The sequence below is a fragment of the Sinorhizobium sp. RAC02 genome, assembly GCF_001713395.1.
Taxonomy (GTDB): domain Bacteria; phylum Pseudomonadota; class Alphaproteobacteria; order Rhizobiales; family Rhizobiaceae; genus Shinella.
On the sequence record NZ_CP016452.1, the window covers coordinates 1,718,896 to 1,742,116 of the forward strand.

Annotated in this window: 18 protein-coding genes; 7 read left to right on the forward strand and 11 right to left on the reverse strand. The window is 62.8% G+C overall.

Features of this window, described 5'->3' with window-relative positions; genetic code table 11:
* Positions 1-2 precede the first annotated feature (2 nt).
* Entirely contained in the window at positions 3-1,055 is a 1,053-nt protein-coding gene (locus BSY16_RS28995; protein ID WP_069063212.1) for an ABC transporter ATP-binding protein, read from the forward strand.
* A gap of 68 nt (positions 1,056-1,123) precedes the next feature.
* Here BSY16_RS28995 and BSY16_RS29000 read toward each other — a convergent pair whose 3' ends face one another.
* The 6 genes from BSY16_RS29000 to BSY16_RS29025 all read right to left on the reverse strand — a co-directional run bounded on the left by BSY16_RS29000 (position 1,124) and on the right by BSY16_RS29025 (position 7,513).
* Positions 1,124-2,248, reverse strand: a complete 1,125-nt coding sequence (locus tag BSY16_RS29000; protein WP_069063213.1) for a substrate-binding domain-containing protein — start codon at positions 2,246-2,248, stop codon at positions 1,124-1,126.
* Between the two features lie 62 nt (positions 2,249-2,310).
* Positions 2,311-3,312, reverse strand: coding sequence for an ABC transporter permease (locus BSY16_RS29005; RefSeq protein ID WP_069063214.1), 1,002 nt, complete (start codon positions 3,310-3,312; stop codon positions 2,311-2,313).
* Complete coding sequence (locus tag BSY16_RS29010; RefSeq protein WP_069063215.1) at positions 3,309-4,289, reverse strand: ABC transporter permease; 981 nt, start codon at positions 4,287-4,289, stop codon at positions 3,309-3,311. Before BSY16_RS29010 ends, BSY16_RS29005 begins: the two co-directional genes overlap by 4 nt.
* Complete coding sequence (locus BSY16_RS29015) at positions 4,286-5,794, reverse strand: sugar ABC transporter ATP-binding protein (RefSeq protein ID WP_083243247.1); 1,509 nt, start codon at positions 5,792-5,794, stop codon at positions 4,286-4,288. Before BSY16_RS29015 ends, BSY16_RS29010 begins: the two co-directional genes overlap by 4 nt.
* Complete coding sequence (locus BSY16_RS29020) at positions 5,791-6,639, reverse strand: sugar phosphate isomerase/epimerase family protein (protein WP_069063217.1); 849 nt, start codon at positions 6,637-6,639, stop codon at positions 5,791-5,793. The genes BSY16_RS29015 and BSY16_RS29020 overlap by 4 nt, the downstream gene beginning before the upstream one ends.
* A 7-nt stretch (positions 6,640-6,646) precedes the next feature.
* Positions 6,647-7,513 carry a sugar phosphate isomerase/epimerase family protein gene (locus tag BSY16_RS29025; protein ID WP_171902495.1) on the reverse strand — a complete coding sequence of 289 codons (867 nt, stop codon included), beginning with the start codon at positions 7,511-7,513 and terminating at the stop codon, positions 6,647-6,649.
* 161 nt (positions 7,514-7,674) lie between these two features.
* Between BSY16_RS29025 and BSY16_RS29030 the strand changes: the two genes are divergently transcribed.
* The 4 genes from BSY16_RS29030 to BSY16_RS29045 all read left to right on the forward strand — a co-directional run bounded on the left by BSY16_RS29030 (position 7,675) and on the right by BSY16_RS29045 (position 13,677).
* Positions 7,675-8,748: an AraC family transcriptional regulator gene (locus BSY16_RS29030; protein ID WP_069063219.1), complete on the forward strand. Its 1,074-nt coding sequence runs from the start codon at positions 7,675-7,677 to the stop codon at positions 8,746-8,748.
* Positions 8,749-8,995: 247 nt separating this feature from the next.
* Entirely contained in the window at positions 8,996-10,189 is a 1,194-nt protein-coding gene (locus tag BSY16_RS29035; protein WP_069063220.1) for an aromatic ring-hydroxylating oxygenase subunit alpha, read from the forward strand.
* A gap of 22 nt (positions 10,190-10,211) precedes the next feature.
* The gene (locus BSY16_RS29040; protein WP_069063221.1) at positions 10,212-11,168 is read left to right on the forward strand and encodes a PDR/VanB family oxidoreductase; all 957 of its coding nucleotides are present in this window, start codon (positions 10,212-10,214) and stop codon (positions 11,166-11,168) included.
* Between the two features lie 85 nt (positions 11,169-11,253).
* Positions 11,254-13,677, forward strand: a complete 2,424-nt coding sequence (locus BSY16_RS29045) for a GcvT family protein (protein WP_069063222.1) — start codon at positions 11,254-11,256, stop codon at positions 13,675-13,677.
* 115 nt (positions 13,678-13,792) lie between these two features.
* On the opposite strand, the gene arsK is transcribed toward BSY16_RS29045, so the two are convergent.
* From arsK to BSY16_RS29060, 3 genes are all read right to left on the reverse strand, one after another.
* The gene (gene arsK, locus BSY16_RS29050; RefSeq protein WP_502696019.1) at positions 13,793-14,998 is read right to left on the reverse strand and encodes an arsenite efflux MFS transporter ArsK; all 1,206 of its coding nucleotides are present in this window, start codon (positions 14,996-14,998) and stop codon (positions 13,793-13,795) included.
* Positions 14,999-15,136: 138 nt separating this feature from the next.
* Complete coding sequence (locus BSY16_RS29055; RefSeq protein ID WP_069063223.1) at positions 15,137-17,587, reverse strand: GcvT family protein; 2,451 nt, start codon at positions 17,585-17,587, stop codon at positions 15,137-15,139.
* A gap of 88 nt (positions 17,588-17,675) precedes the next feature.
* Positions 17,676-18,458 carry a DeoR/GlpR family DNA-binding transcription regulator gene (locus tag BSY16_RS29060; RefSeq protein ID WP_069063224.1) on the reverse strand — a complete coding sequence of 261 codons (783 nt, stop codon included), beginning with the start codon at positions 18,456-18,458 and terminating at the stop codon, positions 17,676-17,678.
* Between the two features lie 174 nt (positions 18,459-18,632).
* On the opposite strand from BSY16_RS29060, the gene BSY16_RS29065 reads away from it, so the two are divergent.
* A complete protein-coding gene (locus tag BSY16_RS29065) occupies positions 18,633-19,685 on the forward strand; it encodes a GlxA family transcriptional regulator (RefSeq protein ID WP_069063225.1) in 1,053 nt (350 codons plus the stop codon).
* Positions 19,686-19,790: 105 nt separating this feature from the next.
* Here the strand turns inward: BSY16_RS29065 and BSY16_RS29070 are convergent, their stop codons facing one another.
* Entirely contained in the window at positions 19,791-20,801 is a 1,011-nt protein-coding gene (locus BSY16_RS29070) for a 2-hydroxyacid dehydrogenase (protein WP_069063226.1), read from the reverse strand.
* A gap of 34 nt (positions 20,802-20,835) precedes the next feature.
* The gene (gene pbfA, locus BSY16_RS29075; protein ID WP_069063227.1) at positions 20,836-22,197 is read right to left on the reverse strand and encodes a (R)-1-hydroxy-2-aminoethylphosphonate ammonia-lyase; all 1,362 of its coding nucleotides are present in this window, start codon (positions 22,195-22,197) and stop codon (positions 20,836-20,838) included.
* A 138-nt stretch (positions 22,198-22,335) separates the two neighbouring features.
* Between pbfA and BSY16_RS29080 the strand changes: the two genes are divergently transcribed.
* Positions 22,336-23,220: a LysR substrate-binding domain-containing protein gene (locus tag BSY16_RS29080; RefSeq protein WP_069063228.1), complete on the forward strand. Its 885-nt coding sequence runs from the start codon at positions 22,336-22,338 to the stop codon at positions 23,218-23,220.
* The last annotated feature ends 1 nt before the right edge of the window (position 23,221 follow it).

Sequence of the window (23,221 nt, forward strand, 5' to 3'; positions counted from 1 at the left end):
CCATGGCACAGGTCCAGATCCGGGACGTTCGCAAATCCTACGGTACCGCGGAGGTCCTGCGGGGCATCGATGTCGCGGTCGAGCATGGCGAATTCGTCGCCCTTGTCGGGCCGTCCGGCTGCGGCAAGTCCACCCTGCTGCGCATGATCGCGGGCCTTGAGGGCATTTCCGGCGGCGAGGTGCGGATCGACGGGCGGATCGTCAACGACATTCCGCCGAAGCAGCGCGACGTCGCCATGGTCTTCCAGAACTATGCGCTCTATCCACATATGACCGTCGCCAAGAACATGGGCTTCTCCCTGAAGCTCGCCGGCAAGGCGCGCGACGAAATCGACCGGCGCGTCGCCGCCGCCGCTGAAATTCTTGACCTCTCCCCCTTGCTGAACCGGCTGCCGCGCCAGCTTTCGGGCGGACAACGCCAGCGTGTCGCGATGGGCCGCGCCATCGTTCGCGATCCGGCGGTCTTCTTGTTCGACGAGCCCCTGTCGAACCTTGACGCCAAGTTGCGGGTGCAGATGCGTGCGGAAATCAAGGCGCTGCATCAGCGCCTCGGCACCACGACCGTCTATGTCACCCACGACCAGGTCGAGGCGATGACCATGGCGGACAAGATCGTGGTGATGAGAGGTGGCGTCGTCGAGCAGGTAGGATCGCCGCTGGACCTCTACGATCACCCCGACAATGTGTTCGTCGCCGGCTTCATTGGCTCACCAGCGATAAATCTGTTTGAAGGCCGTCTTGAAAACGGGCATTTCACCGGAAACGGCGGCTTCTCCGCTCCAGCCGGAACCAAGAACACAGCAAGTCCTGCGGACGTCGTTCTTGGTATCCGTCCCGAGCATCTCCGTCTCGATCCGTCCGGCATCGAGGCGACTGTCGTGGTCGTCGAGCAGACCGGCGCGGAAACACTGTTGCTGCTCGACATGCACGGCCAGAAACTCACCTATCTCGGCCGCGAACGCCTGCACGTCCGCCCGGGCGAGACGGTTCGCGTGCTGCCGGATTTCTCGCGGCTGCATATCTTCGATGCTTCGACCGGCCGACGCGTAACCTAGCGCGGACCATGCCTCACCGCCGTGCGATTGGCGAAACGGGGCCGCGTGTCACGCGGCCCCGCTCATGTTTACTGTCCGCCCCAGGCTGCCGGATAGTCGGGCAGCTTCTCACAGCCGCACATCGCGTGGTGCAGCGGCGGCATCTTGTCGTTGACATAGAGATCGAGCGTTTCGGCGGTGATCGCCGGCTGCGGCATTACCCATTCCGGTCCGGGCACGGCCTCACCCTTCAGCACCTTGACGGCCGCGATGATTGGCGTGCGCCATTGATAGGTTGGGTAGGTCGGCGCGATCGCCTTGAAGCCTTCGGCCTTCCATTTCATCAAGAAGTCCTGCTGGTCCTCGCCGGTGATGATCGGCAGCGGCAGGCTGGAATCCTCAAAAGCTTCCAGCGCCGCAACCGCCGTCGCACCGGCATCCATCCAGATTGCATCGATCGAGCCACGTTGCAGATAGTCCTCGACGATGGACTTGGTCTTCGCGTTGTCGCCTTCGGTGAACTCCTCGCCGATGACGTTCAGGCCCTTCTCCTTGAAGATGCGCTTGGCCGCCGAAGCGCGGGTCTCCAGCACGTCGACACCGGGCACGATGCGCAGCATCAGCACGTTTGCACCAGCGGGGGCTGTGGCCGCAACGAACTCGCCGGCCTGGATACCGAAACCGTAGCCGCCAACCGGGTGGATGAAGGTCACCGGGCACTTGGTGTTGACGCCACGGTCGAAGACGATGACCGGAAGCTTGGCACAGGCCTTCTCGACGGCGGGGGTCAGCGCAGCCGTGGTGTTCGGCGAGACGATCAGCACCGAGCATTTTCCACCGTTGATCAGGTCATCGATGTCGGAAATCTGCTTGTCGTCAGAGCCTTCGGCATCGACATGGATGAGTTCCTTGATCTCCGGATGGAGCTTCACCTCTGCCTGCATGTTCGTCCAGCCGGTCACGCGCCAGGCATTGTTCACACCGGCATTCGAGAAGCAGATCGTATAGGGGCCTTCCTTCTTGTATTTTGCGGTGTCGGCCATCTGGTCACCGTAATATTGCACCCACGGCTCCCCCTCCGGGCCATTGGCTTTCGCCGTCAGCATCTCGCGCTGCCTGGCGAATTCCGCGGGGTCATCGAAGTTCAGCTGTTGGGCTTGTGCCGTGCTGGCAAAGAGGGCAGCCGAAAGGGCGGCGGTCAGCAGTTTTTTCATGTCTCACTCCCATTTGATCATGATGGTCAGGTTCCTCCCGACGGCCTTGCGGCCGGCGAAATTCAGGTCCGGCCGGCGCGGTTGCGCCGGTAGGTTGCAAGCACGACGGCGACGATCAGGATCACGCCCTGCACGACGTCGCGCACCGGTTTCGGCAAGCCGATGAAGTTGAGCAGCGTGAAGATCGCCGTCAGCGTCAGCGCGCCGGCAATCGAGGCCGGCACCGAGCCGCGCCCGCCGAGAAGCTGTGCGCCGCCGATGACGCAGGCGGTGATCGCCTGCAATTCGTAACCCACGCCGACATCCGTCGAGACACCGGCAAAGCCGCCAAGCAGGATGCCGGCCGTCACGGCACTCAGCGACGAGACGACGAAAGCGATGATGCGCACCCGCTCCAAGGGAACACCCGACATCTGCGCCGCCCGCGGATTGTCGCCGATGGCATGCAGCAAACGCCCGAGATTGGTGCGGTGCATGAGCCAGAACAGGCCGATCCCAACCACGATGAGGACGAGTAGTGCCACCGGCAGGAACTGAATGAGCGGAATACCCTGAATGTTCACGCGTCCGAAGAAGCGGAAGGTGTCCGGTAGGTAGCCGCGCGGCGACCCGCTCGACCACATGAAGGCCGCGCCGTTCAGCGTGATCATCATGCCGAGCGTGGCGATCAGCGAGGGCACCCGCAAATAGCTGACGACGAGGCCATTAACCACGCCCACGGCAAGCCCGACCGCATACATGACCGGGATCACCCACCAGGCGGCATCGGCATTGTTGTTGAGCAGCATCGACGAACCGACCACCGTCAGCGTGATCACCGAGCCGACCGAGAGATCGAAGCCGCCCGAAACGATGACGTAGATCTGGCCGGCGGCGAGGATCGCCAACGGTGCGGCGCGCTTCAGGAAATTCATGTATCCCATGGGCTCGACGAAATTCGGATTGGACAGCGTGATGGCGACAAGCAGCGCGGCGAGCACGAAGAAGACCGGATTGATCTTCGGCAGGCGGCCACCCCTTGCGGCGCCGGGCACCTTTGCGGAATCGACGGTTTCCTGGATCATGCCACTATCCTCTTCGAACGCACGGCGTAGAAGGCGACGGCGGCGACGATGATGATGCCGCGCATCACCTGCTTGGCGAAAGCATCGACGCCGGCGAGATTGAAGATCGAATCGATCAGCGAGAAGATGATGACGCCCGCCACGGTGCCCCAGATTCCGCCCTTGCCGCCGGACAGAATCGTGCCGCCGATGACGACCACGGCAATGGATTCCAGGTCATAGGCACCCTCCGTACCAATCCACGGCGAGCCTGATTTCAGCCGGCTTGCGAGATAGAGGCCGGCAAGCGAGGCGCACAGGCTGCAGATGATGTGGCTCGCCATCACCACCCGCGCCGTCTTGATGCCGGCCGCCCGAGCCGTATCGCGATTGCCGCCGACCGAATAGATGTTCGAGCCGAAGCGGGTGAAGCGCAGCACGGCCCAGGCCACCAGGACGAGGAGCGCCAGAGCGATGAGGCTGACTGGCAGGCCGAGCACCTCGCCATAGGCGAAATACTGGAAGGCATCCGGCACCGAGCCACCGAACCGGCCATGGAAGGAGGCGAGGCAACCCTGGATGATCAGCGCCATGCCGAGTGTCGCGATCAGCGGATTGACTTCAAGCTTGGTGATCATCAGCCCGTTCAGCGTGCCCACGACAGCACCCATCAGCAGCACCACGAGGACCGCAGGCACCATCATCGCCGGGTCGCCGTTCATGATCGCCGACGAGACGACGGCGGAAGCCGAGATCAGATGCGCCACCGACAGGTCGATCGAGCCGACGAGGATCGCAAACGTCTGGCCGACGGCGGTAATGCCGAGTGCTATGGAACGGTTGAGGATGGAGACCGCCGCTTCCGGCGTGAGGAATCGCGTGAGGCCGAGGCTGAGCGCGATCACAATGTAGATGGCAAGCGCCGCGGCAAGCAGCAGAGCCGGTGCATAGCGCTCCATGCGCCAGGCAGGACGTTTGGTGAGGGTTGCCGTGTTCATGCCGCCACCGCCTCTTCGCCGGTTGCGGCAAGCATGACATCGGCTTCCGACACGCCGCGCGGGAACGCGGCCACGAGTTCGCCGGCGCGCATGACGAGGATACGGTCGGCGGCGCCCAGCACCTCCGGCAGGTCGGACGACACCATCATGATCGCCGTGCCCTTGCGCGCGAGATCACGCATCAGGTGATAGATGCCGGCCTTGGCATTGACGTCGATGCCGCGCGTCGGCTCGACGAAGATCAGCAGCCGCGGTGCCAGCGCCAGCCAGCGCGCGACGATCGCCTTCTGCTGATTGCCGCCGGACAGCGCCTTGATCTCCTGGGAAAAGCTGCCGGCCCTGACGTCGAGCTCGTGCAGCAGCTTGTCCATCTCTTCGGCGGAGGCTAACGGCGTCGCATCGGCCTTGCCCGCGAGGCCGGAAAGTGCACGCGCCGTCAGCAAACCATTGTCGGCAACCGACTGCATCAGCACCAGTCCCTCGGCCTTGCGGTCACCCGGTAACAGGCCGATACCGGCGCGAATGGCGTCGCGTGGATTGGTGAAACGCGCTGGCTTACCCGCAAGCAAAACCTCACCTTCGGCGAAGGGTGCAAAGCCGAAAATCGCCTGGGCAAGCGCCACGCGCCCTGCCCCCTGCAACCCGGCAAAACCGACGATCTCGCCGGCGCGCAGGTCAAAGGAAATGTCCTTCAGCCACTCATTGCCCGCATGGCGCACGGACAGCACGACGTTGCCGATCTCCCCCGGCGTTGCCGGTGCGGCATAAAAATCGCCGATATCGCGGCCGACCATGGCGCGCACGATCGTATCGGGTTGCGGCACATGATCGAATCTCGCGGCCGTCTCACCGTCCTTCAGAACGGTTACCCGGTCGGCCAGCCGCGTGATCTCCCGCATGCGATGGGTAATATAGACGATCGCCACGCCGCGCTTCTTCAGCGTGTCGACGAGCCCGAACAGCACCTCGCATTCCGCCTCGTTGAGCGCCGCGGTCGGCTCGTCCATCACGATGACCTTCGCATCGAGCGACACTGCCTTGGCGATCTCGACGAGTTGTTGGCTCGCGACGTCGAGATCGGCGACGACCGTATCCGGCTCAATGCGGTGCGCCGAGCCGAACAGCGCGAGCACCCGCCGTGCCTCCGCGTTCATTGCCTTGTGGTCGATCAGGCCAAGCCGCGTCGGCTCCCGGCCGAGAAAGATGTTCTGTGCGACGGTGCGCTCCGGCAGCAGGGAAAATTCCTGGTAGATCACGGCGATGCCGGCGCGGATCGCCTCCAGCGGATGGCTGAAATGCCGCTCCTCGCCGCCGACGACGACGGCGCCGCCATCCAGCCGATAGACGCCGGACAGGATTTTCATCAGCGTCGACTTGCCGGCACCGTTTTCACCGGCGAGCGCGTGCACTTCGCCAGGATGGGCGGAAAAGCTCACGCTCTTCAGCGCCTTCACGCCGGGGAAACTCTTGGTGATGCCGCGCATCTCGATTGCGGGATTGCTCATGCTGCTGCCCATGTCTTGCGAATGAACGTTGCGCTTTCGGAGAAAAGCGTCTCGAAATCCGGAAACAGCGGCCGCCAGACGCGGGTCGCCGCCGCGATAGCCGGCAGGCCGGCCCCGAAGGCCTCAAGCGTCAACCAGCCGTCATAACCGATCTCCTTCAACACGGTGAACATCGCCGCGAAGTCTATGTGCCCCCGCCCGGGGATGCCACGGTCGTTCTCCGACACATGGAAAATGCCGATATCCGGACCGATCAACCGGATGGCCTCTTCCTGCCGGCGTTCCTCCACATTGGCGTGGAACGTGTCGTACATGATCTTGAAGGCGGGGTGTCCAACCCGGTCGACATACGCGCGGGCCTGCTCCATCGTGTTGAGGTAATAGGTCTCGAAGCGGTTGAGCGGCTCCAGGCTCAGATGCATGCCGTGAGTTGCCGCCCGCTCGGCCAGCGCGCGGTGTGCATCCGCACCGTATTTCAGTTCGTCCTCGGTGGCGCCGGTGCCCGTGAAGACGCCGATCGGCGCGTGAAACGGGCCACCCATGCTCTCGGCGCCGAGCGCGATGGCGCAATCCAGCGCCCAGTCGAGATGCGCAAGCCCGCGCGCCCGCACCTCGGCATCACTGCTGACGGGGCTGGCCTCCGGCGTTGGCACGATCGACGTGGTCGACCGGCCAAGGCCGAGAGCGTCGAGTTTTTTGCCCAGGCGCTCATAGTGGCCGACCGCCCCCTTGAGGACCGGCACCTCGACGCCATCATAGCCAAGGTCACGCAGCCGCCCGATGCTGTCGAAATGACTGTCCTCGACGAAGTCGGTCAGGCACAGAAGGTTGATGCCGAGTTTCATGGCGCGCTCAATGCAGCTTGATGCCGAGATCGCCGCAGGTGCCGCGGATCCAGGCGAGCGACTTCTCGATCATCGGTCCGGCCGCGCCCTCGCATTCGAGGCTCAGCACGCCGTCATAGCCATGGTCACGCAGTTGGGCGAGGCAGGCCTTGATGTTCTCTGCATTGACGCCGTCGCCAAGCGCGCAATGACTGACGGCAATGCCGGTCTGCCCGCCGCGCACCGCATCTGCCAGCGATTGCGATACGTCCTTGACGTGGACATGGCTGACCTTGTCGATGAAACGCGGAAGAAACTCGGTCGGCTCCTGGCCGGCGATGAAGGTGTTGCCGGTATCCATGTTCATGCGCAGCCACTTCGAATCGACGAAGGCCAGCATGCGCGCCATAAATTCCGGACGTGTCGTGAAATGACCGTGCGGCTCGATGTTGACGATGATCTCGTGCGCCTCCGCGACCTCGATGATCTTCTCGTAGCTGCGCTTCATCAGCGCCATCGATTCCTCTTCGCTCAAGCCTTCCGGCATGTGAAGCCCGTCGGTCGTGTCGACGCAGGGGCTGCCGGCTTGCGCGGCCCAGGCGATCGATTTCAGCACATAGGGCACGCCCCGGAGCGGCCCGTCTTCGCCGGAAAGCGGATAGGCGGCATCGACCTGGGAAAACCGCACGCCGTAGCGATCCATCTTGCGGCGCAGCAGCGCGGGGTCTTCGTAGAGCGCGACATGGGGTTGATAGCCGAGGCCATGAATCCAGCTCACGCCGTCGATCAGGCCACACTCGATGAAGTGCACATCGTTGTCGCTCGCCCACTGCAAGCATTTTTCGAACGACCAGTAGACCGAATTGAACGCATCCGTGTGGAAGCCTATCCGCACCGGCAAATCCTCCCCATTTCTCCTCCATGCCGTTGAGTTTCAACGGCAAATCACCAGCGCCTCGATTTGTCGCTTGATGATGGCCAAGCATTGCGCAATAAATCGTTGCCCGCGTTCGAAATAGAGGAGTGGTAAATTTTGAACACCGGCGGAGGAGAGTGATGAACAAAGCCAACAACGAACGGGCGGTCAGCCGGCCCGCGGTTTTTCGTGAGCCGGGCGCCCTGCTCTATGCCGGCAACTGCCAGGACCTGATGAAGGCGTCGCTTGCTGGACAGGTCTCGCTCAATGCCTGGACGAGGCGGGGTTATCCGGGGACGGACCTTGGGAAGGCTCTGCCACAAGTCTGCTCCGTCGGCGGCTGGGACGCGACAACGCCACAGGACTGGGGGTTGCGCGAACATTGCAACGAGGGTGTGAAGATCGCCTATCTCGCGCGCGGCTCGCTGACCATCACGATGGACGGCCGGAAGACCACGCTCAACGAAGGCCAGATGTTCGTCGTGCGGCCCTGGCAGTTGCATGCGCTCGGCGACCCGACCATCGGCGCCAGCCATATCATCTGGGTCCTGATGGACATGGGTGTGCGCCGCCCGCACGAGACCTGGCTTTGGCCCGAATGGATCGGCTGGCCGGAGCGAGACCGCAAAAGGCTGAGCGAACTCCTGTCGAAGAACGAGCAGATTTCCTATCTCGCTTCACGCGACGTCACGCGTACCTTCCTGGAGATACACGAAGTGGTGGCAGGCGGCGATATCGAGGGCGGCGAGGCGAGGCTTCGCCTGCTGATCTCGATGATGCTGCTGCAGTTTCGCCAGATGCTGGAGAGCCAGTCGCCGGTGCTCGACATTGCGCTGGCAAGCTCGAAACGCACGGTGGAAATCTTCCTGAAACGACTACGACACGCGCTTGACGAAGACTGGACGCTGGAGAACATGGCGGCCGAGTGCAACCTTTCGCGCACCCAGTTCACCCAGCATTGCCAGGTGCTGACCAACATGACGCCCGTCCGCTATCTCCAGATGCTTCGGCTCAATGCCGCTCGCCAACTCCTTGAAGATGGCCGGCAATCCGTGACCCACGTCGCTTTTGACTGCGGCTTCTCCTCCAGCCAGTATTTTGCAACCTGCTACAAGAAGCGCTTCGGCTTCTCCCCTATGGAGACGCCTCGGCAGGACACGCTGGTGCAAAGCCGTGGGGACAAGCTCACCGCCGGCATTCACAATTCAACATAAGCAAGCGACCGCTTGGCAGACAATGGAATCTCCGGGCCAGCGCATCGATCTGGCCCGAGTTTGTTTTTCCAGAGCGATTTTCACCACGAATTCCTTGGGCATGATGTTGCCCAAGGGACGCGTTCGGCACACTCGGTACCCTTAGATTTTCTTGCGCAGACCCGAAGGTATTCGCGTTTGCTCGACGGAGCGAGATGCAGGTAGCCTCATCTCCAGTCGAACAAACCTGCGTTTAGGATCTGCCGAAATGGATATGTTCTCGACCTATAGCACAGGCAAGGGCCTGCCACGCCAGTTCTACCTGAGTGATGAGATCTTTGCCGCCGAGCAGGAGAAGATATTCCGCAACAACTGGTTCTTTGCCGGACACACGATCGAGTTGCCGAAGTCGGGAGACTATATCACGCTCGATGTCGGCGGTGCGCCGGTCGTCGTGGTGCGTGACCGTGACGGAAAAATCCACGCCCATCACAATGTCTGTCGACACCGTGGCTCGATCATCTGTACCAAAGAAAAGGGCACGGCTTCGCGCCTCGTCTGCCCCTATCATTCCTGGTCATACACCCATGACGGAGCGCTGATCGGCGCGCCGATGATGGGCGACGATTTCGACAAGAGCGCCCACAGGCTGAAACCGGTTCATGTCGGGGAACTGCACGGGCTGATCTTCGTCAATCTCGCCGAGACGCCTTTGCCGTTCCACGAACTGCATGATCACCTTTCGCCCATCCTGAAATCCCAGGGTATCGCCCGCGCGAAAATGGCGCTCATCCGCGACTATCATCTCGATGTGAACTGGAAAATCGTCGTCGAGAACAACCGCGAGTGCTACCATTGCGAGGCAAACCATCACGGATACGTTTCGGTTCAGTACGACACCGAAAACGACAATCCGGCATTGAAGGACGAGATCGCCGAACGCCTTGCCGACTGCACGATCCGTTGGGAAAAGGCAGGGCTCGACGTCGCCCGCGTCAACACGTCGTCGAACAACACCGCCGAATGGTTTCGCGCCAATCGCACGCCGGTGCGCAAGGGCATGGTCACCGAAAGCCCGGACGGCCAGTTGGTATGCGACGTGCTGATGGCCGGTTTCACCGATCCCGACATGGGAACGGCCCGCGCCAACACGAACATCAACTTCTGGTGCCACGCGAACGCCGACTATGCCCATACCGTGCGCATCACGCCGGTCTCGCCGACGAAGACGATCGTGCGCGGCTACTGGCTTGTCGATGAGGCGGCCGTCGAGGGCCGCGACTACGATCCCGAAAAGATCGCGGCTTTCCACGACCAGGTCATGTCGGAGGACTGGGAGATCTGTCGACGGCAATGGATCGGCATCACCTCGCCCGGCTTCGAACCCGGGCCCTATTCCCCAACCAAAGAGCAGAACGTCGATCGCTACATCCGTTGGTATGCCCAGCGGATGACCACCTGATCCTGCCGAATTGATGCCAGCCATGCACTCCGGGCCGGAAATCCTGCTTCAAGTCACCGATATCAAAGCGCTGACCGCCCGAGCTTCGGCCTACAGGTTGGTCTCGCCCTCCGGTGAGCGCCTTCCGGCCTGGGACGCCGGCGCTCATCTCAGCTTCCACCTCCCAAGCGGCCACTTGCGTTGTTACTCGCTGTGTGGTGACCCCGCCCGGACGTCCGAATACTGGGTCGCCGTCCAGCGTGAAGACCAGGGCCAGGGCGGTTCACTGGAGGTGGCCAGAACATTCACGCACGGGGCCATAGTGCGTGCCGACCGCCCGCGCAACGGTTTTGCGCTGGCCGAAGATGCGGAGCGTCATCTCCTGATCGCCGCCGGAATCGGCATCACCCCAATCATCGCGATGATCCATCATTTACGGCAGGCCGGGGCGGACTACTTCGCTCATGTCTGCGCACGCTCTCTCGAAGAAACAGCGTCCTGCACATTCATTCTCGACGAAATCGCCGCCGGCCACGCAGCGCTCCATCACGACGGCAACGATCCCGCCCGCCGCCCGGACATGCCCGCAATGGTCGGCAAGGCTACCGCCGGAACGCATGTCTATGCCTGCGGCCCGCCAGGGTTCCTCAAAGCCTTTGGCAAGGCGACCGAAAGCTGGCCGCCTCATCAGATTCATGTCGAGTCCGTCGCCCCGAACGAGCGCTTGGCCGAGGGTGACCGGGCATTCGAAGTCGAGATCGCCTCAAGTGGTGAGGTCATCACAGTGCCGGCCGACAAGACGTTGCTAGCTGCACTGGCCGAGCGTGGACATGGGATCGCAACGAGCTGCCGGCAGGGAATCTGTGGCTCCTGCATGGTCCGCTACATCGACGGCATTCCTGACCATCGGGACGAAGCGCTCTGCGAACTCGAGCGGCAGGATTATCTCACGGTCTGCTGCTCCCGGGCGCGTTCACCAAGGCTCGTCCTCGACCTCTAAGAAATCGCGTTGCGCCGGCAAGAGGCCGCTTCAACGGGCAAACAAACCATCTCGCTGTCGAAAGCCCCAACCGGAAAGGCCGAATATGCCCAGCAAAGTTCCCTCCCACGCCCGCATCGTCATTGTCGGCGGAGGCGCAATCGGCACCAGCATCGCCTATCATCTCGCGAGAGCAGGAGAAAAAGACGTCCTTCTCCTCGAGAAAACCGCATTGACCGCCGGCTCCACCTGGCATGCCGCCGGGCTGATGGGCCAGCTGCGCAGCAAGGTGAACCTCACCCGTCTGATGCAATACAGCGCCGATCTCTGCGCCCGGATCGGTGCCGAGACTGGCCAGGACGTCGGCTGGAAGAACGTCGGCAGCCTCAGACTTGCCGCCTCCGATGCCCGCTGGGAGGAATCGAAACGCGCCCACACCGCCGCCAAAAGTTACGGCTTCGACATGGAGCTGGTTGGCCCCGACGAAATCAGGCGACTGTTTCCACTTGTCGACGTCAAGGGGTTGCGCGGCGCGACCTGGATCGCCTCGGACGGCCATGTCGATCCCTATTCGTTGACCCATGCCTATGCCAAGGGTGCACGAGCCGGCGGCGTGCGCATTGTCGAGGGCGTTACCGTAACCGGCTTTGCTATCAAGGATCGCCGCATCACGACCGTCAAGACCACCGAGGGCGACATTGGCTGCGAGGTGGTCGTCAATGCCGCCGGCCTCTGGGCGCGCCAGCTCGGCGAGCTCGCAGGCATCGACCTGCCGATCACCGTGGTCGAGCACGAATATTTCGTGACGGAGAAATCACCTCTGGTGCCGGACAACCTGCCGACACTGCGCGACCCCGACGCCAATTTCTACGTCAAGCCGGAGCCGGGCGCGATGGTGATCGGCGGCTGGGAGAAGGAAACACGCGCCGCCTATGGCCTCGGCAAGCTGCCGATGAGCTTCGGTCAGGAACTGTTCGCCGACGACCTCGAGCGTATCGCCGAGGTGATCGAAGGGGCGTCGAACCGCATTCCGATCTTGAACGAACTCGGCGTGCGCTCCGTGGTCAATGGCCCGATACCGATCTCGGCCGATGGCGAGCCGGTCATGGGCCTTGCCGGCGACTTCGAGAATTTCTTCGTCGCCTGCGGCTTCACGTCCGGAATCGCGGCTTCGGGTGGGGCTGGACGTGCCATGGCAAACTGGATCCTGGAAGGCGACCCCGGCATGGATCTCTGGGCCTTCGACCTGCGCCGCTTCGGTCAACCGCATGGCGGGCTTGCCTATCTGCGTGACAGTGCCATTGAGGCCTACTCGAAATACTACGCCGTCGCCTGGCCGGAAGAGGAGCGCTCGGCCTGCCGTCCGCTCCGTCGCTCGCCGCTCTATGAGACCCTCACGGCCAATGGGGCGGTCAACGGCGTGAAATTCGGCTGGGAGCGGCCCAACTATTTCCTGAAAGCCGGCGAGCCAAAACCGCCGCTCGAAACCTTTGAGCGCGCGCCCTATGCCGAGGTCATCGGCCGCGAGCACCGGGCGGTCCGCGAAGGCGTGGCACTGATCGACCAATCGTCCTTTTCCAAGTTCGAGGTTACCGGCCCGGGCGCTCTCCGTTACCTGCAATGGCTGGCGGCCGCCAACGTCGACCGCAGTGAAAATGCCGTGATCTATACGCAGCTCCTCAACAGGCGCGGCGGCATCGAGGCCGACCTCACGATCATGCGACGGCGTGAGGACCGGTTCCATGTGGTGACCGGCTCGGCCTTCGGCACGCGCGACGGCGGCTGGATCCGCCGCCACATGCCGCGCGACGGATCGGTTCACGTACAGGATGTGACGGGCGGCTATGGTGTCATCAATCTTTGCGGCCCGCTTTCGCGCGACGTCCTTGCCAAGGTGAGTGAAAACGACCTCGGCAACGACGCCTTCTCCTACATGACGTGTCGCGACATCCGCATCGGCTGGGCGCCGGTCATGGCCGCGCGTGTCACCTATGTCGGCGAACTCGGCTGGGAACTGCATGTACCCACCGAATACATGGCCTATGTCTACGAGCTGCTGAAAGGGGCAGGTGCCGAATTCGGCATCGCCGACGTCGGCTACAAGGCAATCTCCAGTCTGCGCATGGAAAAGCGCTACCTCTATTGGGGCGCGGACGTCACCCCTGACGACACACCTCTGGAGGCGGGACTTGGCTTTGCCGTGTCGATGAAGAAGGGCGATTTCCTGGGTCGCGACGCGATCGCGGCCCAGAAGGAGAGCGGCATCGTCCGTAAACTCGCCTGCTTCCAGCTCGATGAACCTCTGCCGGTCTATGGCGGCGAAGCAATGTCGGTCAACGGCCGCGTCGTCGGCATGACCACCAGCGGCGATTTCGGCCATACCGTCGGCGCGTCGATCGTCTTTGGGTATCTCAAGGGCGAGGACATGGCACTCAGTGAAATCGACGTCGAGGCCTTCGGCCGCCGCAGCAGGGCAAAGATCGTGGAGCGGTGCGCCTATGATCCTTCCGGCGAGCGCATCCGCATGTAGTTCGAGACGGGGTCTGCATCAGAATCCCTGCATGGGACGGGAGATGCCGCGCCGTTGATGACGGCATCTCCCTCTTGCCAAACCTGCGGGCGCTCATCCCATGCAATTTAACGGTTCATGGGGCGCGGACGACGCTCCGCTTCGCCGACACGGCGACTGCGACAAACGCACCGATCCCAATGGAACCAAGGGCGGCGCTGACGATGAGCGAAGCTCCTAACCCGAACGTCTCCATCGTTGCCGCGAACGCAAATGGCGCTGCTGCGCCGGCAGCCAGCCGCGCAGCGGCCATCTTTCCGGTGAGGGCGCCATAGCCGTCGGAGCCGAACAGATAGAGAGGCAGGCTGCCTTGGGCGATGCTGTTGATACCCGATCCGAGGCCGAGGCAAATGGAAAAGGCGACCGCCCCCGGAAGCCAGTCGCCGGACAGCGCCAGGATGATGACGCTGAGAACCATGAGCATGGCCGACATCAAGGCAAGGGCCGGTGGAGCCAGTCGCGTGCCGAAGATCATGTTGATCAGCCGGCTGAGAACCTGCGCCGGACCAAACAGTGCACCGATGACAACGGCAGCACTTCCAAGGCCGAGTGCCGTAAGCATCGGCACCATATGCGCGAGCATCGCGCCCAGGGTGAATCCCAGAAGCGCGAATGCAACAGACAAGAGGAGCACGGTGTTGCGGCGTCGTTCACGCGGGATCGCTCCGATGACATGTTCGCGCACCGGCCGCGATCCGCCGGTCGCGGCAAGCCTGTCTTTCCTCATGATCCAGAGATGCAGCGGCATGCAGACGGCCAAGTTGAGCACAGCATAGACGAGATAGATCTCGCGCCAGGACAGATAGCCCATCAGCGCTGTCGAGATCGGCCAGAAGATCGTGGAGGCAAAGCCGGCGATAAGCGTGAGATACGTGATGCTTCTGGAGGCGGATCGGGGATCGGCCTCCACCAGTGTCGCAAAGGCCGCCTGGTACTGGACCATGCCGGACGATATTTCCAGGAGCACGATGGCGAGGGCGAAGGCCGCGACGGACGGCGACCACGCGCAGAGGACCAAGGTCAGCGCAGACAAGGCCGAACCGATCGTCATCACCGTTGCAGCGCCGATGCGATCCATTTGGCGGCCGATGTAGGGCGCCGCTAAACCTCCAACGAACAGCGACGCGGAGAAGACGGCGAAGACCTGCGCGACGGTGAGGTCGATATCCTTGGCGACAGCAGGCGCCAGGATGCTGAAGCTGTAGTAGAGGCTGCCGTAGCCGATGATCTGGGTCATGCCGAGCGCGATGACGATACCGACGGGCACTTTCGGGTTATGCAAGACGTCGTCCTCGCTCGGCGCATTTTCTCGCGCGCAGCCGCTGCTGCGCGCTTTCACTGATGATGGGATGTCCCGCAGCCGCGGCCCACCATCAGGAACCATAACAGGCAGGCCAAGGCAACGACGTTTAGAGCCCGCCTATGCCTTCACCCGCAGACCTTTTGCGTCATAGGCCGCCGAAAGGTGGGCCGTCACCGCAAAGCGCTCGCCGGCAAGCTCGACCTCGAAGCGGCTCCCGGTCAGAAAATCCTTGTCCACGCCGGACGCATGTTCGATGAGGCCGAGAGCGACGGAACGGCCGAGCGCATGACCATAGGCCGCCGAGCGCACTTCGCCGATCGGCTTGCCGTCGCTCAGGATCAGTTCACCGCCCCATAACATGGGCGATGCATCGTCCACGGTGAACTGCACGATACGCCGGGCTGGCACACCCTTGGCCTTTGCGGCAACAAGCGCTTCCCGGCCGATGAAGCCGCCCGGCTTGTCCAGGGCAACCGCGAAGGCAAGACCCGCCTCGTATGGGGTGATATCCGGCGTCAGCTCGCGGCTCCACGCGCGATAGCCCTTTTCCAACCGGAGCGCCTCCAGCGCATAGTAGCCGCAATCCAGCAGCCCGAAGTCGCGGCCTGCCTCGTGCAGCGCCTCATAAACGCCAACGGCGAATTCCGTCGGCACGATCAGTTCCCAGCCGAGTTCACCAACATAGGTCATGCGGTTTGCATAGGCAGTAGCATAACCGATATCGATTTCGCGGATCGTGGCGAAGGGAAAGCCTTCGTTGGAAAGATCGGCGGAGGTGAGACGGGCGAGGATGTCGCGCGACTTCGGCCCCATCAGTGCCAGGACGGCATAGGCGGAGGTGACGTCGGTGAGCGTCACATGGGCATCCGCTACGATGTTCTTGCGGATCCAGTCCGCATCGTGCACGGCCTGCGCCGAACCGGTGACGAGAAGGAAGCGATCGGCTGCCAGACGCATGACCGTCAAGTCGCTCTCATAGCCGCCGCGCTCGTTCAAAAGGCCCGTATAGACGGAACGGCCGATTTCGACATCGACCTCGGCAGCGCAGATGCGGTTCAGTGCAGCCGCGGCATCCCGCCCCTGGACGAGCAGCTTGGCGAAAGACGTCTGGTCAAAGACACCGGCGGCATTGCGCGTCGCCTCCATTTCGCGCCTGACGGCTTCGTGCCAATTCTGTCGGCCGAATGAATAGGCCGTGACCGGCGTCTCGTCCGCAGCGGCAAACCAGTTGGCGCGCTCCCAACCCATCTTCGAGCCGAAGCAGGCGCGCTTTGCAGCAAGCCGGTCGTAGAGCGGCGAACGGCGGAAGGGGCGCGCCGTATCCAGCTCGCGGTTCGGCCAGGGCATGGCATAGTGGAGACCGAGCGTTTCCTTGACGCGATCGTGCAGCCAGCGCGGGTTGTTGTTGAAGTTCGCAAAACGGCGAATATCGACGGGCCAGAGGTCCATGGTCGCGGCACCATTGACGATCCATTCCGCTAGCGCCCGCCCTGCCCCGCCGGCACTGGCGATGCCCATGGAGTTGAAGCCGGCGCCGACGTAGAAATTCTTCAACTCCGGGGCTTCGCCGAGAATGAAGTTGTTGTCCGGCGTAAAGCTTTCCGGGCCGTTGTAGAATTTCTTGACCTCGGAAGTCGCCAGCTGCGGAACGCGCTCCAGTGCATTCTGCATCAGGATTTCGAACTGGTCCCAGTCATCTGGCAGCAACGCGAACTCAAAATCGTCCGGAACGCCCGTCATGCCCCACGGCTTGGCTTCCGGCTCGAAACCACCCATCACGAGGCCACCGACCTCTTCCTTGAAATAGATGTACCCGTCGGGGTCGCGCATCACCGGCAGGTCGGGATGCACGCCATCGATCTTGCCAGTGACGATGTACATATGCTCCGCCGAATGGAGCGGCACGGAGACACCGCACATCTGGCCGACTTTGCGTGCCCATTGGCCGGCGCAATTGACCACGATCTGCGCCGCGATCGCGCCACGATCCGTGTCCACGCCGGTGACCGCACCATTTTTCGTCGAAATTCCGGTGACCCGCACCCGCTCGACAATACGCGCGCCGCGGTTGCGAGCGCCCTTGGCGAGCGATTGCGTGAGATCGGTCGGATTGGCCTTGCCATCGCCGGGCAACCAGACAGCGCCGACGAGGTCGTCGATCGCCATGACCGGCCAGAGATCCTGCGCCTCCTTCGGCGAGATCACCTCGATCGCGACGCCCTGCGCGCGGGCGGAGGCCGCGGTGCGTTTCAGCACCGTCATACGATCCGCCGTGCGCGCCACCGAGACCGAGCCGCAGTTCTTCCAGCCTGTGGCAAGCCCCGTCTCAGCCTCCAGTTCGCTGTAGAGCTGCGTCGAATATTTGATGAGGCTTGTCATGTTGGCATGGCTGCGCAACTGGCCGACGAGACCGGCGGCATGCCAGGTCGTGCCGCCGCTGAGCTGCCCCTGCTCCAGGAGCACGACATCCGTCCAGCCAAGCTTGGTCAGATGATAGGCGACCGAACAGCCGATGATGCCGCCGCCAATGATGACGACCTGTGCGTGTGTTGGAAATTCCTGCGCCATAAAGCGACCTCCCGAAGCTCTGGAAGGCCGCACCGTAGCAAAACGATGGAAAAGGACAAGACAAAAAGTTACAAATTATTACATTTCGTCACTCAGCAACGATCAAGGCTGGGCCTTTTCGCTCCAGCGCCTCGCAAATCGCCTCCGGCGGACGGCGATCCACGACCACGCCGGCGGCAAGTTCGAACCGTGGAATCCGCAGCGGCGTCAGTCGGCCGAATTTCGAGCTGTCGAGGAGGAAGTAGGCCTTGCCGGCCGTCGCCGCCATGCGCGACCGCTGTTCGGCGCCATTGCGAGTAAAGTCCGTCACCTCGCCATCCGGCGACAGGCCACCGCCACCCAGGAAGGCGACATCGACGCGGAAGTGATTGATCGCCTCCAGCGCATCAACGCCGATGGAGGCTTCCTCGTCTCGATCGATCTCACCGCCCAGCATGTGCACACGCGTCATCGATTGCCGGCACATCAGAAGCGCGATCGAAAGCGAAGTCGTACAAATCGTTAGGTTTTTTCGCTCCAACAACGCGTGGGCCGTCGCAAGCGTGGTCGTACCAGAATCGAGAAAGACCACCATGCCGTCACGCACCAGATCCGCCGCAGCCCGGCCGATCGCAGCCTTTGCATCGGCATTCTCTTCGCGCCGCGCGGTAAAGGCCGCCTCTGTCGGCTCGAACAGGGTCGCGCCGCCATGCACGAGATCGAGCTGACCGCGATCGGCGAGAAGCTTCAGATCGCGGCGGATCGTCTGACGCGACACGTCGAAGAACTCAGCAAGCACGGTGATGCCGACCGTGCCGTCGGCAGCCAGGCGGCGAAGAATCTCGCCGTGACGGCGGGGGGCAAGAGCCCGGGCGCTTTGAGGATCAGTCATGTGGATATCTGCGGTGATTTTTGTTGTTTTGGCAAGCCGCGCGGCAAAAGCGTGGGTGGTTTCACACCCCCTATCATAGCGATTTCAGCCCCAACCTAACGCCGATCTTGTTCATTTATGTTGCATAATGTAATTGTTTTTTGCACAGTACCTCCGACACCGTGGGAGAGCACAATGCAGCAGACATGCGCGCGGGGCGGCCGCTTCACTTTCTATCTGCTCGATAGTTTCACTCTGCATGCCTTTTCCGCAGCGGTGGAGGCGCTTCGCCTGGCCAATGCGGTGGCGAGTCGCCCGATCTATGGCTGGCATGTCGTGACAGGGGATGGCCAAGCCGTCTTGAGCGCCTGCGGAACCCGCATCGCGCCTGATGGAGCGCTTGCCGAGGCACGCGCGTGGCCGCATCAGCCGGTACAGTCGCGCCTCATCGTCGTTTGCGGCGGGCGAGCGGCCCCGCTAGAGGACAGGGCGCTTGAGGCATGGCTCCGGCTGTCCCGGCGCAACCGAGTTCCGCTCGCAGGCGTTGCCGGCGGGGTCTACTGTCTTGCACGAACCGGCATGGCCGACGGCCACCGCTGCACCGTGCACTGGGAACATTTCCCGGATTTTTCCGAACGGTTTTTCGCCGTCGACACACGCCAGAGCGCCTATGAGATCGACAATGACCTCTATACTTGCGCCGGCGGAAACGCGCCTTTCGATATGCTTCTGCGCATCGTGGAGGAAGATCTGGGGCAGGATGTCGTCAATCGCATCTGTGAGCTTTCGCTTTCCGAACGCGTGCGCGAAGCGGGCGAACGCCAGCGACTGCCGCTGCAGGCGCGCCTCGGCATCGACAACCCGATCCTGATCCGCATCGTCGAGCAAATGGAGGCGAATCTTGCCGAGCCGCTGAAGCTTGCCGACATGACGCCGGCAAGCGGGCTTTCGCGCCGCCAGATGGAGCGCCTGTTCCAGCGCGAGATGGGGCGATCGCCGGCGCGCTACTATCTCGATATGCGACTGGAGCGGGCGCACCTGCTGTTGCTCAGTTCATCGCAGCCCGTCATCGAGATCGCCATGGCCTGCGGCTTCTCCAGCGCATCGCATTTTTCCCGGACCTATCGGGAGCGCCACGGCTGCACCCCGCTGGCAACGCGAATGGCCGAAACTGACCGTCGCCGACTCACCCTCGCGGGCGGTAAAGAGGAAAGCCGGATGGTTTTGGAGGAGCGTCGTGTCGCCTAATGCGGAACAGGCGCATTTCAGCGCCGATCCGCGAGATTTTCCCAGGCAACCCCGCTCACGGCAGCTCATAACGAGGACAAAGTTGAGAAGGCAGCCAAGAATGCCTCACACGAAGACGACGTTGTGCTCCTGCATGCGCAGGCGCGGGTCATGCGATCGTATCTCGACCGGCCGGCCTTCCAACACCTCGAAGCAGCGGGCCAGCGTGTCGTCGGAAAGACGCCGCATCGCTTCGTCGGTGAAGAATGCCAGGTGTGGAGATAGGATGACATCGGGACGCCCGAAGAGGGCACTGAGGGGATGGCCCTCCTTCGCCAGGGGTTCCTGACCGTAGACATCCAGTCCGACGCCGCCGAGGCGGCCTGCAAGCACGGCTTCGACCAGTGCTGCCTCGTCGATTAGCGCGCCACGCGAAACATTGACGAGTATTGCCGATGGTTTCAGGCAGGCGAGTTCGGCCCGGCCGATCAGATGGCGTGTCGAGGCGTTCAGCATGGTGTGCAACGAAACGAAATCGCATTGCCGCAACATCGCCTGAAGATCGTCGACCTTCTCGATTCCGGATGCGGCCATCGCTGCTGCATCGACATGCGGATCGTAGCCGAGAACACGCGCACGAAAGCCGGCGCCCGCCATGCGCGCCATGCTTCGGCCGATCTTTCCGGTGCCCACCAGTCCCATCGTCGCACCCGCAATGTCGCGCCCCAGCCAGCGACCATCCGGCCAGATCCAACCATCGCGCTCCATGGCCTGGCCAATCTCGGGTAGGCGCCTGGCAAGCGCAATCGTCAGGGCAAAGGCCGCTTCGGCCACCGTCTCCTGTGCGTAGTCCGGCACGTTGACGACCGGTATGCCACGCGCCATGGCTGCTGGAATGTCGATAGCATCGATGCCGACACCATATTTGACAATACCCCGAAGCCGCTTTGCCGCAGCGATGATGCGGGCGGTGATCGGCGTGTAGCACATCAGCAGGAGGTCGGCGTCCGCCACCTCCCACATCAGCCTGTCCTCCGGGACGCCATCCGGCAACGCGACGAGTTCGACGCCGCGTGCGCGGAGACCGGCGTCGATTTCCGGGCATTCGATTTCCTGATCCGTCCGGACGGCTTTCATGGCATTGCTCCTGGTTTGTCCGATACCGGTCCCCTTAACCCGCGAGGATCGACTGTTCGACGATCGTCAGTGCCCGGTCGAGCTCCTCGCGGGAGGCCACCAGGGGCGGCGAGAGCGTCATGACGTTGCCCTGGCTGATTTTCAGGCTCAAACCCGCATCCAGGCAGCGATAATAGGCCCGTTCGGCCAGCGCATTGTCCGGCGTGAAATCCGTCCGGCTTGAGACGATCTCGACGCCGAAGAGCAGGCCGCGGCCGCGCACATCGCCGATTGCTGCGCAGCGTTCGCCGAAGGTCCCGAGCCGGTCCATCGCGTAGGCACCGAGTTCGGCGGCACGCTCGGCGAGCCCCTCCTCGAGGATGATGGAGATGGTCGTCAGCGCCGCGCGCGCGGTAACGGGGTTCTTTTCATGGGTGTAGTGGCCGATGGCATAATCGCCCGCGACATCGAGATCACGCCGGGCGACAACGCCGGCAATCGGCAGGATGCCGCCACCGAGCGATTTGCCGAGGACGAGGATGTCGGGAACGACCCCGTCGTGCTCGCACGCAAAGAAGCGGCCGGTCTTGCCGAGACCGGTCGGAATTTCGTCGAAGATCAGCAAGGTCCCGTGCCGGTCGCAGGCCTCGCGCACCTGTTTCCAGAAACCCGGTGCAGGCGGATTGGGCGTTGCCCGCATCGGCTCGGCGACAAGGGCTGCAAAATCGCCCTCGCGCGCCAGCACGTAAGAAATCATGTTGGCGCAGGCGCGGGCGGAGCTTTCGAGATTGTCCTGGCCATAAGCGCAGTGGCGGTTCGCCCATGGCGCGACATGCTCGGCGCCCGGCAGGAGCGGGCCGGCGATGCCCGAGCGGAAGGTCGCCTCGCCGCCGACGCTCGACGCGCCGAAACCGGCGCCGTGGAAGGCGTCCCAGAAGGAAAGGGTCTTGAAGCGGCCGGTGGCGGCGCGCGCCAGCTTCAGTGCAACCTCGACCGCATCCGACCCACCCGTGGTGAACAGAACCTTGCCGAGATCGCCAGGCGCAAGCTTGCCCAGCATTTCGGCAAGCTCGACAGCAGGTTCGCAGGTGAAACGACGCGGCGCGAAACACAAATCGTCGATCTGGGCCTTGATCGCCTGTTTCAGCCGCGGATGGCCGTAGCCGATATGGTGGACACTGTTGCCGTGGAAATCCATGTAGCGCCGGCCGGCGGTGTCCTCGATCCAGATGCCCTCCGCCTTGGCGATGGCCGACAGGCAGGGGCTGGACAGGCTCTGGTGGAGGAACGCGGCGGCGTCGCGCGCCACGAGGGAATGCGTGCGCTCATCGCCCATCCGGGCGTTCCAGGCCCCACGCGCCGCCGTCGTGTTGGCTTCGCCCTCCGTGTGTACCAAGGCGGGTGCTTTGGCCTTCATCGTTTTCTCCGATCATCGCAACATCGTGTTGCGAAACCTATCGCATCTATCGGAGCGCGGATAAAATCGATATTATTCTAGAAAATTAAGAATTTATCGATATCATGGAAGCGTCAATCTCAAAGGTCTTGGCCTCTCATGCGCTATGTCCAGCTTCGGGCTTTCCACCACGTGGCTCTCGCCGGCAGCTTTTCGCGGGCCGCGCGCACCTTGCACCTTACGCAGCCCGCCATTTCCGATCAGGTACGCTGGCTGGAAGAAGAGTATGATGCCGCCCTGTTCGTGCGAAAACGTCGCCAGATCGAGCTGACGCCAGCAGGGTCACGGCTGCTGGTGGCGACGCGCCGCCTGTTCGATGCCGAAGGCGAGGCGCTCGAGGTTCTTCAGGAGGAGCGGTCACTACGGGCGGGCATGCTCAGGATCGCAGCCGATTCGGTGGATCACGTCCTCGAGGTGCTCACTGTTTTCCAGAGCCGGTTTCCCGGCATCCAGATCAAGATCGTCGGTGGAAACTCGCATAGCATCGTCGAGTATCTGCTTGCCTATGATGTGGATATCGGGGTCCTTGGCGACATCGTCGATGAGCGGCCGTTCGAGGTTTTTTCGCTCAATGTCTCACCCGTCGTGCTCTTCGTCGCGCAGTCGCATCCCCTTGCGACCCGGGCAAGCCTTCCGCTCGAAGCATTGAGCGCGTGGCCCCTTGTCATGCGGGAGCAGGGTTCGCGCACCAGGCAGATGCTGGAGACGCTTGCCGAGGCGCAAGGCGTAGCCCTCCGTTGCGCAGTCGAGGCCGAGGGGCGCGAGGCCGTCCGACGGATCGTTGCCGCCGGGCTCGGTATCGGGGTCGTCTCCGAAGCGGAATTCGACAACGATCCGAGGCTGGTTAAAATCGCGCTCGAAGGCCATCCGCTTTCGATGCAAGAAAAGCTGATCTGCCTGAAGGATCGCCGCAACAGCAAGTCGATCCAGGCGTTCTTCGCAACAGCGCGATCGGTGTCGAGCGAGGCGCGTAGCGATCCTTGAT

Coding starts and splice junctions, on each gene's coding strand:
- BSY16_RS28995 (WP_069063212.1), top strand. CDS start 3: ATGGCACAGGTCCAGATCCGGGACGTTCGCAAATCCTACGGTACCGCG.
- BSY16_RS29010 (WP_069063215.1), bottom strand. CDS start 4,289: ATGAACACGGCAACCCTCACCAAACGTCCTGCCTGGCGCATGGAGCGC.
- BSY16_RS29045 (WP_069063222.1), top strand. CDS start 11,254: ATGCCCAGCAAAGTTCCCTCCCACGCCCGCATCGTCATTGTCGGCGGA.
- BSY16_RS29000 (WP_069063213.1), bottom strand. CDS start 2,248: ATGAAAAAACTGCTGACCGCCGCCCTTTCGGCTGCCCTCTTTGCCAGC.
- BSY16_RS29005 (WP_069063214.1), bottom strand. CDS start 3,312: ATGATCCAGGAAACCGTCGATTCCGCAAAGGTGCCCGGCGCCGCAAGG.
- BSY16_RS29035 (WP_069063220.1), top strand. CDS start 8,996: ATGGATATGTTCTCGACCTATAGCACAGGCAAGGGCCTGCCACGCCAG.
- BSY16_RS29030 (WP_069063219.1), top strand. CDS start 7,675: ATGAACAAAGCCAACAACGAACGGGCGGTCAGCCGGCCCGCGGTTTTT.
- BSY16_RS29070 (WP_069063226.1), bottom strand. CDS start 20,801: ATGAAAGCCGTCCGGACGGATCAGGAAATCGAATGCCCGGAAATCGAC.
- pbfA (WP_069063227.1), bottom strand. CDS start 22,197: ATGAAGGCCAAAGCACCCGCCTTGGTACACACGGAGGGCGAAGCCAAC.
- BSY16_RS29020 (WP_069063217.1), bottom strand. CDS start 6,639: ATGAAACTCGGCATCAACCTTCTGTGCCTGACCGACTTCGTCGAGGAC.
- BSY16_RS29040 (WP_069063221.1), top strand. CDS start 10,212: ATGCACTCCGGGCCGGAAATCCTGCTTCAAGTCACCGATATCAAAGCG.
- BSY16_RS29060 (WP_069063224.1), bottom strand. CDS start 18,458: ATGACTGATCCTCAAAGCGCCCGGGCTCTTGCCCCCCGCCGTCACGGC.
- BSY16_RS29015 (WP_083243247.1), bottom strand. CDS start 5,794: ATGAGCAATCCCGCAATCGAGATGCGCGGCATCACCAAGAGTTTCCCC.
- BSY16_RS29055 (WP_069063223.1), bottom strand. CDS start 17,587: ATGGCGCAGGAATTTCCAACACACGCACAGGTCGTCATCATTGGCGGC.
- BSY16_RS29080 (WP_069063228.1), top strand. CDS start 22,336: ATGCGCTATGTCCAGCTTCGGGCTTTCCACCACGTGGCTCTCGCCGGC.
- BSY16_RS29065 (WP_069063225.1), top strand. CDS start 18,633: ATGCAGCAGACATGCGCGCGGGGCGGCCGCTTCACTTTCTATCTGCTC.